The sequence below is a fragment of the Streptomyces sp. NPDC017246 genome (assembly GCF_044331325.1).
Taxonomy (GTDB): Bacteria; Actinomycetota; Actinomycetes; order Streptomycetales; family Streptomycetaceae; genus Streptomyces.
In genome coordinates, this window is record NZ_JBIRMW010000036.1 from 1 (window position 1) to 10564 (window position 10564).

At 68.2% G+C, this 10564-nt stretch carries 8 protein-coding genes and 1 pseudogene; 4 read left to right on the forward strand and 5 right to left on the reverse strand.

Annotated features, from left to right (window positions below; all coding sequences use genetic code 11):
• The first annotated feature begins 106 nt into the window (after positions 1–106).
• Positions 107–271, forward strand: coding sequence for a pentapeptide repeat-containing protein (locus ACH4MY_RS37955; RefSeq protein ID WP_398009400.1), 165 nt, complete (start codon positions 107–109; stop codon positions 269–271).
• Between the two features lie 54 nt (positions 272–325).
• Here the strand turns inward: ACH4MY_RS37955 and ACH4MY_RS37960 are convergent, their stop codons facing one another.
• From ACH4MY_RS37960 to ACH4MY_RS37980, 5 genes are all read right to left on the reverse strand, one after another.
• Complete coding sequence (locus ACH4MY_RS37960) at positions 326–1684, reverse strand: APC family permease (protein ID WP_398009391.1); 1359 nt, start codon at positions 1682–1684, stop codon at positions 326–328.
• Entirely contained in the window at positions 1684–2796 is a 1113-nt protein-coding gene (locus tag ACH4MY_RS37965; RefSeq protein WP_398009392.1) for a 50S ribosomal protein L11 methyltransferase, read from the reverse strand. The genes ACH4MY_RS37960 and ACH4MY_RS37965 overlap by 1 nt, the downstream gene beginning before the upstream one ends.
• Positions 2793–3170 (reverse strand): Rieske 2Fe-2S domain-containing protein, encoded by a 378-nt coding sequence (locus tag ACH4MY_RS37970; protein WP_398009394.1) that lies wholly within the window; start codon positions 3168–3170, stop codon positions 2793–2795. Before ACH4MY_RS37970 ends, ACH4MY_RS37965 begins: the two co-directional genes overlap by 4 nt.
• A complete protein-coding gene (locus ACH4MY_RS37975) occupies positions 3167–4519 on the reverse strand; it encodes an iron-containing redox enzyme family protein (protein WP_398009395.1) in 1353 nt (450 codons plus the stop codon). Before ACH4MY_RS37975 ends, ACH4MY_RS37970 begins: the two co-directional genes overlap by 4 nt.
• Before the next feature lie 218 nt (positions 4520–4737).
• Complete coding sequence (locus ACH4MY_RS37980; RefSeq protein WP_398009397.1) at positions 4738–6801, reverse strand: BTAD domain-containing putative transcriptional regulator; 2064 nt, start codon at positions 6799–6801, stop codon at positions 4738–4740.
• Positions 6802–7227: 426 nt separating this feature from the next.
• Here ACH4MY_RS37980 and ACH4MY_RS37985 point away from each other — a divergent pair.
• The 3 genes and pseudogenes from ACH4MY_RS37985 to ACH4MY_RS37995 all read left to right on the forward strand — a co-directional run.
• Positions 7228–8104: pseudogene (locus ACH4MY_RS37985) on the forward strand (transposase); the annotation flags it as partial.
• 242 nt (positions 8105–8346) lie between these two features.
• Entirely contained in the window at positions 8347–9576 is a 1230-nt protein-coding gene (locus ACH4MY_RS37990; RefSeq protein ID WP_398009402.1) for a hypothetical protein, read from the forward strand.
• A 28-nt stretch (positions 9577–9604) separates the two neighbouring features.
• The gene (locus tag ACH4MY_RS37995; RefSeq protein ID WP_398009399.1) at positions 9605–10330 is read left to right on the forward strand and encodes a hypothetical protein; all 726 of its coding nucleotides are present in this window, start codon (positions 9605–9607) and stop codon (positions 10328–10330) included.
• Positions 10331–10564 lie beyond the last annotated feature (234 nt).

A 10564-nucleotide genomic window follows, 5' to 3' on the forward strand; every position in this document is an offset into this window, starting at 1 on the left:
GGCCCTGCCTTCATGCCCACGACCAGCCGCGATCACCCGATCGAGACTCCCGTTCGACACACACCCCTCAAGATCGGAACGACAACAGCTACTGAAGGGCGTCCATCTGTCCGAGGCAGATCTCAGGGGCGCCGATTTGAGCAATGCCGATCTGAGCGGTGCGGACCTCACGAACGCGGACCTCACCGGTGCCGAGGTCGCCGGAGCGCGGTTCGACGGCGACAGGCCGGAAGGGCTGCGCGGAAGGCCGCCGCCTCGGTCACGCCCATGAGTCGGCACGCGGAAGGGCCGGGCGAGCGCCCGGCCCTTCCGCGTGCTCTTGGCGTCAGATGCTTGTTTCCGCTTCCGCCCGTCGCCGTCTGGTCGTGTGGACCAGGACCGCGAAGGCCAGGAGGGCCGCTGGGTACAGGAGTACCCAGCCGAAGCCGGCCAGCATGACCAGGACCGGGGCTCCGGCCACCAGGGCCAGGAGTCGCTGTGCGGGGCGCGTGTACAGCTTGGCGTAGCTGAGTACCGAGATCGCGTAACCGATGACGAAGTTCACCGTCGACAACTGGAAGACCATCGTCAGGCTGATCAGGTCCAGCGCGTTGGCGAGTACCACCCCGCCGAACATGAGCACCGACAGCAGCACGGCGGGCCGGGGCGCGCCGGAGCGGGCGTCGACCTTGGCCAGGGTGTTCGGCAGCAGGCCGTCGCGGGCGGTGGCGAAGACGATCCGGGAGGTGGCCCAGGTGCCGCCCATCAGTGTGGCGAAGATGATCGCCGCGCCGAGGGCGGCCGCGATCCGGCCGCTGGCGTCGCCGAGGACCTGCTCAAGTACGGCGACGACGGGCGCCTCGGAGAGCAGCGGGTCGTCGGGGGCGACGACGAGCTGCACGGCGAGGGAGATGCCCAGGTAGAGCGCGACGACGATGACGAAGGTGATGCCGATGACGAGGGGGAAGTCCCGCTTCGGATTGCGGTACTCCTCGGCGGTCGAGGCGACCAGCTCCCAGCCGGTGTACGCGAAGAACACCAGGCCCACGGCGGGCAGTGCGGTCAGCCACTCGGCCGGCGGCGCCAACTCGCCGTGCAGGGAGCCCGAGTCGACCATCGCCGGGGCGAAGGCGACCAGGGCGAGGAGCAGCAGCAGGCCGATGGTGACCGCCGACTGGATGCCGCCGGCCAGCCGGGAGCCGGCGGCCTGGAGCAGGCCGATGATCACCAGGTAGGCGAGGGCCACCCAGCCGCCGGCGCCGGCGTTGCCGAGGAGCGCGGCGACGTAGTTGCCGCCACTGATCGCCATCGCCGCCCCGCCGAACGCGCAGGCGCCGATGAGGATGACCGACGCGGCCGTGGAGCCGGGCGCGCCGAACGCGGCCTGGGCGAATCCCTGGACGCCGCCGGCGGTCGGGTAGCGGGCCCCGAGCCGTGCGAAGACGACGAGAAGCGGAAGGACCACGACGGCCGCCGACAGCCAGGCGTACACGGCGCTGGGGCCGACCTGGTCGTAGGCGAGACCCGGCAGGACGAGGAGTCCGCTGCCTATGATCATTCCGGTGGCGACGCCGACGCCCTTGGGGACGGTCAGGGTTTTGTGCAGCTCCGAACTCGCCGTTTCCGAAATGTTTTCCGGGGAGCCGGTTCGACCGGCGCCCGGCTTGTGCTCCTCGGACGTGTGTCCCTCATTCGTGACTGCCATTACCTCACCTGGGTGTGTGTGACCTTGCTCGCGGGCCCGACCAGCACGCGCTGGCCATCATGCGCGGCACGGAACCGGTGAGGGGAGTCCTTCTTGAGCCGCCAGGGCTCCGGAAGGGTCTGAATGGCTTGTTTCCAGTGGGAGCCGCTGTCCGAAGGACTGTTGGAGAGGGTGATGCCCTCGGCGAGGTCGAGCTCGAACCACATCACGACGGCGTGCGCGGCGCCGCTCTCCGCGGGGGTGATCTCGAACTGCCGCGCGGCCGGTTCGATGTCCTCGGCGAAGTCGAAGCGGAAGATTTCCACCGGCTCGGTGAGCGGGCGGTGCCGGTAGTTGGTGAGGGTCGTGGAGAAGTACTCGAGCGAGGTGAGTGAGGCGAAGGGGCTGAAGTCGAAGCCCTCCACCTCGGCAACGTGGTTGAGCGAGTGCAGCTCGGGGCTCTCCACGAACTGCGCGAAGAGGCGTCCCGAGCGGGGCAGGACGACCGCGTCGGGCGTAAGGAGTTCCCGCCGGGCGTGCTTCAGCGCGGGTACGGCGAACTCGCCGAGCAGCGCGCAGTCGAAGATCTCGGTGACCAGGACGTCGGCCCGGCGCGGCAGGTCCACGCCGACGCGCAGGTCGGTGGAGAAGCCGGAGACGACGTTGACGACGTCCGCGTACCCGTTCTTGGCGACGATCTCGCGAGCGGTCGCGGCGACGACGTCGACGGCCTCGACGGTGACGACCCGCTCGGCGCCCGAGCGGGCGGCGAGCAACGCGAGGAGACCGCCGCCGGTGCCGATGTCGAGCACCAGCTGGCCCTCCCCGACCACCTGCTGGATCGCCTTGGCGTAGGCCTGGTTGCGCTCGACGTCGTTCATCATGCCGAAGTGCCAGCGGGGGACGAGCGCACGGACCGCGCGGTTGATCTCGCGGCGGTAGTGCTCTCCGTCGGCGTCGCTCGCGTCGCAGCCGGCCGCGGAGCTGAACAGGTCGTAGGCGCGTTCGTACTGCCGCTGCGCCATGGCCTCCTCGCCGAGCGCGAGCAGCGTCCGGAAGGGGTCGGCGGCGCGGGCCGGGCGCTGGGGGGCGAGGAGATCGAGAGGGGCGTCCTGTGTGGTGGTGAGTTTCATGCCGCGTTCTCTCCCGCTTCGGAGGCTCGGACCATGGTGTGGACGGGGACGGGGGGTACGTCTCCGGCCGGGAGGTACACGGTGACGGTGTTCCCGACTCGTACGGAGGGGTGGGAGCGGTCGCAGAGCCGGGCGACGGGGAACGAGCCGCCGTGCCAGGGGCAGACGAGCCTTCCCTCCTCGACCTCGCCGAGGTGGAGCGGGCCGCCGCGGTGGGGGCACCGGCTGCTCAGGACGTGGAGGGCGTTGTCGCGTTCCATGACGAAGTAGATCTCGTCGCCGGCGACGAGCGCGTTGTGCTCGGTGCGGTCGAACTCCGCCCGGGTGCGCGGCTGTGCGGGGGCGGCGGCCGCCCCCTTCGGACGGGCGCTCACGCTTCCGGCCCGGTGGCGAGCTGGGTGCGGGACTCGGCCCGTACGCCGTAGAGCCGGCCGGCCGGGACGAGGACGGACTTGCCCTGGGGCACGCGCAGCGGGTCGCCGGTGGCGGAGGTGTACAGCAGGGCCTCGCCGCCGAGGACGTGGAGGCGGGTGGCGACCGGGGCGACCTGGGTGTCGAAGGGGCTGTGGTTGTCCAGCTCCACGACCTCTCCGACGGGCCCTTCGGCGGGGGCGTCGGAGAGCGCCGGATCCCAGGTGAGCTGGGAGAGCAGGTCGGCTCCCGCGAGGCGGTCGAGCAGCTGGATCTCCTCGACGCCCTGGAGCAGGCCCTTGACGGCGACGGGGCCGTGCTTGCGGGCGAGCGGGATGAGGAGGTCGTCGATGGCCATCCGGCCGTGGTGCTGGTCGATGTGGGCGTGCTCGTCGCAGTACCGGGTGTCGACGTCCTTGCCGTACACGTCACGGAAGACCTTGGTGAGGTCGCCGAACCAGGAGGCGAACGTGGCCTCCAGGAAGGCCATGGCGCCGATGTAGCGGAAGAAGCCGGTGCGGTTGCGGGTCGCCCAGTAGAAGTAGTTGTTGATCGCGATGGAGCTGGGCAGGTAGAAGAACCAGTAGTGGTGCGAGGTGGTCGCCATGCCGACGCTGGAACAGAGCTCCATGAACAGCGTGCTGTGCTTGGCCGGGAAGACCCCGTAGCCGAACTCGTCGACGAAGATCTTGAAGAGCTCGCTCTGCTCCGGCCCGAAGGCGCCGCCCAAGTTCTGCGACATGGCGGTGGCCTCGGTCAGGCCGTCGAGCGCCATCTGGACGATCTGGGTTCCCGCGGCCGTCTTGGGCGACTTCGCGGAGCGGATCGCGTCGAAGACGGGGCGGGAACCGGGGCTGTTGGCCAGGTCGACGGAGCGGCGCAGGTGGGCGCGGAGGGTGTCCTCGTCCCACTGGCCGGAGACGCCGACGGAGTCCTCCAGGAAACCGAAGGCGAATCGTTCCGCTTGGGGGCGGATCCGCTCGCCGGCGAGCCGGCTGTCGGAGTGGTAGAAGGCGTTGAAGTCGTCCTCGAAGTTGCGCAGTCCGGCGGCGGGCAGGAACAGCGCGTCGCTCTCGTAGACATTCATCAGGAGACGGTTCGCGAGCAGGCTCCGGTCGGAGGCGAAGGTCTCCTCGACGAGGGGGGTGCTCCAGTCGATCCCGGCGATGCGCTCGGGGTTCATGGGGCGGTGGTACGGGTTGTCCCTGATGAACAGTTCGCTGGTCGAGCGGAACTGCGAGGAACGGCTGTACCGGACGCTCTCCTCGGTCAGGTTGCCGAAGGCGCTTTCCGGGCTGGTGCTCGTGGTCATCGTGATCGTGCTCCTCCGTTACTCCACAGCGACAGGCGTGGTGACGCAGGCGATTGTGCGCAGGGGGATCTGAAGAAGGACTGAAATGTGTCTGGTCCACGTACTTCGGCGCTCGGGTTCTTCAGGCTCCGGGGCCTCGGAGGTGGGCGTCTTCAAGCAGCTGGGGGTGTGTGAAGCAACCCTCCAAGCAGAGCGCGGGGTGTGTGAAGAAACCCCACCTAGCGTCTGGCCAGGGCTTCCGGGCGGCAGTAGTAGTCCTGGACGCCCTCGCCGTGGAGCGGGGTCAGCAGGAGCGTCGCGCGGGCGGTGGTCTGGTCGGCGGAGGCCGCGCGTTCGTACGCGTAGATGCCGACGAGTTCGTCGAAGCGGTACGCGTCGGAGCCGCTGCGCTCGAGCAGCCCCACGTCGGCCAGGGCGTCGAGCCTTCGCCGGGCGGCCGCCGCGTCGCCGCCCGTGTAGGCGGCCGCGTCCACGGGCCCGACCGTCCCGGCCCCGGTCCTGCCGAGGGCCCGGAAGAGTCGGGCCGCCTCCGGGGTGAGGGAGAGGTAGCTCGCCTCCAGCGCGTGGCGCACGCTGGCCTCGCCGTCACCCTCGACGCTGAGGTGGTCGAGCCGGGTGCGCGGGTCCTCGTACCGTTCCGCCAGTTCCCGCGGGCACAGGTAAGGATCGGCGGCCATGGTCCCGGCGGCGATCCGGATGCTCAGCGGGAGCCGCCCGCAGTACTCGGCGAGCCGCTCCACCGTGGCCCGTTGTCCGGCGCAGCGCTCGGGACCGAGGAGGGCGACGAAGAGGTCGGCGGCGGTCCCCCGGTTCAGCGGGCGCAGTCCGACGCGTCGGGCGCCCTCGCGGGCGACGAGTCCGCGCTGGAGGCGGCGGCTGGTGACGATCACGACCGAGGGGCCGGGCGGGACGAGCGGGCGCAGCTGGTCGGCGTCGGCCGCGTCGTCGAGGAGGAGCAGCATGCGCCGGCCTCGCATCAGGGTGCGGTAGAGGGTGGCGCACCCTTCGAGGTCGTGGGGCAGCCGGTCATGTTCGACGCCGAGTCCCTGGAGGAGGCGGGCGAGTGCGTCGCAGGCGGATCGGGGGCCCGTCTCGCCCGTACCCCGGAGGTCGACGTACAGCTGGCCGTCGGGGAACAAGTCCGCGTACTCATGGGAGAGTTCCAGCGCGAACGCGGTCTTGCCGACACCGGCGGGTCCGTCGACGGTGAGGATCGGGGCCGTACTCCCCCACAGGGAGATGTCCTGGTCGAGCTTCTGCCTGGCCTGCTGGAGTTCCGTCTCCCGGCCGATGAAGACACGGGGTGTGGCGGGGAGCTGGTTCAGCGGTGAACCGCCGGTCACGGAGCGGGTGTTACGTCGGGACGTCGAGGTTTCCGGGGAGGCCGCGCGGAGGCGGGTGATCCGGTGCGGGCCGGTACGGAGGGGCGCGGGCCGGAGAGGCGCGGGCCGGGACGGCCGGGGCGAGGGGTTCACGGCGGGTGTCGTCGTCCGGCGCCGGCGTTCGGTGGGGACCTCGCCCGCCAGTATCCGCTCGTACAGCTCGCGCAGTTCCCGCCCGGGATCGATGCCGAGTTCCTCCCGGAGCATGGTCCGTGTCTCGTCGTACGCCTGGATGGCGTGGGCCTGTCGGCCGCACCGGGACAGGGCCAGCATGTGGAGGTGGCGCAGCCGTTCGCGCAGCGGCTCCTGGGCGATGGCCTCGGAGGAGGCGACGATGGCCGCGTCGAGGCGGTCGGCGGCTATCAGCCCGGCGATCCAGCCCTCGGTCGCCGCGAACCGCATCTCGCGCAGCCGGGTGCGTTCGAGGGCCGCGTACGGGCCGGGGATGCCGCTGAGCGCCTCGTCGCGCCACAGGCTCAGCGCCGACTCGAAGCGCTCGAAGGCGGCCGTGGTCTCGCCGGTCGACACCAGGTGGCGGGCCTCCTCGTAGCGGCGTACGAAGACGGCGGAGTCCACGGCCTCGGCGGGTACGCGCAGCTCGTAGCCGCCGGTGCGGGAGACGATGAAGGCGCCGGACTCCCGGCTGCCGCGGTCCGGTTCGAGGGTCCGGCGCAGCGCGGCGACATAGGTGTGCACGGCGTTGGCGGCCGAGGCCGGGGCGTCGCCGCCCCAGAGCGCGTCCACGATCTGGGCGCGGCTGACCACGGCTCCTCTCCGGCCGGCGAGGATCGCGAGGACGGCCCGTTGCTTGGGCGGGCCGACGGCGAGTTCCCGGTCGCCCCGCCAGACGCGGAGGGGGCCGAGCAGGTGCAGGGCAAGGCGGTGCTTCGGTTCGGACATACGCCATCACTCCAGGACCGGGCGTCGACGACTGGGAACGTTGACCGGTGGTTCAGGCGGTGGTGCCCGCGCGCGTTCCCGGATACCTCCGGGACGGCCGATGACCTCGAACACTCCTTGTGACACACGACTGCATGACGCAGATCCTCCCCCGTGACCCCGTGACCCCGTGTACCCATGAACGGCGCATATTCCCGAAGCAAGATGCGACCGCAGGTGACAAGCACGCTAGTTCGCCCGGCGCACGGCCGAAAGTTCACACTCGGCCGTGGTTCCATTCCACTAAATATCGGGCCAATGGGCGGCGGAATGGTGAAGCGCCACCGAAAGTAGTGGCGGTCTTTTCGCGGTAACTCGCCATCAATCGAGACATCGGGAGAGTGCGGGCACCCCTGTCGAGGGCTCTCCGGGATGGCTCGATGACGCCCCTTGGCCGAGAGAGTTCGCACAGATCTCCGTTCGGATCCGGCCAGAGGGAGGCGGGGTGGCAGGACGGCGCGGGCGGAAGCACGCGCACGTGTCCGGGAGTTGGCCGGGGAGGCGGCGCCGGATGCCGACGGGCAGGTGACCGTGGACCTGGACGGTGTGCTCGTGCTGGCCCACTCCGGCAAGCAGGACGCCGCCCCGACCTGGAAGAAGACCTCAGGACACCACCCGCTCAAGAGCTTCACCGATCACGGAAGCGTCGGCACCGGGGAACCGGTGGCCGCTCTGCTGCGGCCCGGCAACGCGGGCTCCGACACCGCAGCGGACCACATCACCGCGACCCGGCTCGCCCTGGCCCAGCTGCCGAAGCGACACCGGCGCGGACGGAACACGCTCATCCGTACTGACTCCGGTGGCGGGACGAACGAGTTCGTAGCCTGACTCGCCCAGCGCGGACGGTGGCTGTCGTACTCGGTCGGCATGACCACCACAGAACGGATTCACCAAGCCGTCCTGAAGGTTCCCGGCCCGGCCTGGACGGCGGCGGTCGAGCCCGGCGGCGAGATCCGCGACGGTGCCTGGGTGGCCGAGCTGGACTAGGACTGCCTCGGGGCTGGCCGAAGGGGCTGCGACTGATCGTCCGCAAGGAACGGCCCCACCCCGGCGCTCAGTTGTGCATCACCGATGCAGACGGTCTGCGGCTCACCTGCTTCGCCACCAACACCACCGAGGCCTCCGGCTCCGCCTCTTCTCCGCAGCCGCCCAACTCGCCATCACCGCCCGCCGCCGGCACCTGAAATTCGCCCGCCACTGCCCCTGGACGAACCTGATCGCCGACGCCCTGACACGGCTCGAAACTCTCCCGAACCCCGGCTGACCAGCACGTTCCCGTCCCCGCAAGCAGAGCTGCCCCGACCGGAGCCGTGGAACCCGGCGCCAGCCGACGCGACAGCCGGACCACCGACCCCTGCCCGCAATCAAACTCGATCTTTCGTGACGGTCCGCCGGAGAAACCGCCGGACCGTCACGAAAGATCGAGGCTAGGATCGAATGGATCAGCAGACCATCCGGTTGTATCTGCTGCTCCGCGTCTCAAGTGCGAATGGCAGGTACGGTTTGATGCACACGACAGAGCTGACGGAAGCCCATATCGAGGATGCCGGCAACATCTTGGTTGCACCCTCGACGCTGCAGGATCATGACTTGGTCAGGAACTTCTTCGGTTCCACCATCACGCCAGATGACCTTGCTTCCGGCTCGCCCGACCTCGCACAGAAGACGGTCTACCTGTGTGGCGACCTGTCAGGGATCAGTAGTCACCAACTAGATGAGGCGGCCCGGGTATTCGTCATCCGAGAGCTATCACACGGTTACCACGAGAACGTCGAGAAACCATGGAGCCTCATCAGCCTCGGTCGTGTTCCCATCCGCGTACACGGCGCCGGCGTGTACTACCGCCGATTCTTCGACCTCGACGGCGATCAGTTCGGACGGATCCGCTCGGAGCACGAGTTCCAGTCCCTGACCGAGTCCACCAAACCTGGAACAGCCCATCGCAGCGGAATCTATCTGACACCTATCACCCGAAGTGGTGACGAGCTGCATTTCCGACTTCTCCGGTGCTCCACGAATCTCTCAGGGCCGACCGAGGGCTTTCGCCCGACCGACACGCACATCGTCGATGATCTGAACCGCGAGGCCGCCGCCGTCTTCCGGAACCAGGCACCGCTCAATCACGTCCTCGCCCAGATCTACCGCAACACCCTTGCCACGAACGAGCGCAAGCAGTCCAAGGCCAAGATCTCGGCCCACGCCGACAAGACCAAGGACATGCCGGTCAACGGCATCATGGCCTTCTGCACCTTCTACGACGAGCTCGACAATCTGCAGCCCCTGCCCGGAGACGGATTCGACTACGGTGTGCAGGGTGCGAGCGGGCTGACCAGACTCCACTTTCGCCTCAAAGAGCCGACCGAAGAACGCGACGGGGCCGCGCTCCCCGTCCAATTCTCCCTGACTCTCTATCCCGGCTCTGTGTTCTTCATGCCACTGTCCACCAACCGCCTGTACACACACGAAATCCGGCCTTCAGCATTGGACGCCAAGTTGCTCCCGACCCGCATGGGATACGTGGTGCGCTGTTCGAGCGCCGAGGCCGTTCACAAGAACGGCCACACGTTCCTCAAGTCGGCCGGAGAATTGGTGAGGCTGGGGCAACCCACACCGGAGGGCATGGACGAGCTGCGGAAGCTGTACGCCGAGGAGAACAAGACCTCGTCCTTCATTGATTACGACGATAAATTCCTCTTCAGTATGAACACGGGAGACTACGTTGCGCCCCGAGCCTAGGTTCGCGGACGAGATCCTCTCGCACTCCTTGCCGACCGAGGAGAATCTCTTTGAGGAGCTGTCCGCGTCGGCACGCCTGGAAGACGTGGGGAAGGGCCGGCGAGGCGCTGTCCTCACCAGGGTCGACGAGGCGGGTGGCGTGCCTCTCGTACGCACCACCTCTCAATACAGCAGCCCGACGCAACGTTTCCGGGCAGTGCACGAATGGCTGGCGCAACAGATCCAAGAGCGTGCGTCGCTTTCGGTCGGCTTCAACAACGCGCTCATCGAGAGCTACACGAACGCATACAGAACCATGGGCGGCCATTCCGACCAAGCTCTCGATCTGGCCGATGAGTCGTTCATCGCCGTCTTCTCCTGCTACCAGCATCCCGAAGCGAGCCCGCCGAGAAAGCTGATCTTCGAATCAAAGGGATCCGAAGACGAGAGATTCGAGATCTCTCTCACCCACAACAGCATCGTCGCGTTTTCTGTCGAATCGAATCGGAGACTCAAGCACAAGATCGTACTCGACGCGCCCGCTCAGGCCGCGGACAACCAATGGCTGGGCATAACGTTTCGAACGTCGAAAACCTTCGTTCAGTTCCGGGACGGACATGCACACCTTCCGCAGGGTACGCGCCTCATGCCGGCCGATGATGAGCAGAGGCGTGAGTTTTACCAGCTACGGCGCCGTGAGAACAACGAAACAGACCTCAGCTACCCCCTGCTGACCTACACGATCAGCGAGAGCGACCTGATGCCGCCCGTCTGACGTGAGGGATTGTGAATACCGCCGTTGATGGGATACGGAGAAAGGACCACACCGCCGCACATCTCCTTACCAGGAGAGCTGAGCAGCGAGGGAATCCGCGATGACGACCATCGACGTCGAGACGACCGAACCGTCGGACTTAGCCTCGATCTTTCGTGACGGTCCGTCGGCTTCTTCGGCGGGCCGTTTCGGTTGTTCGGGTCGGTGGCGGGCACGCTGATGGCCCGGCTGTCG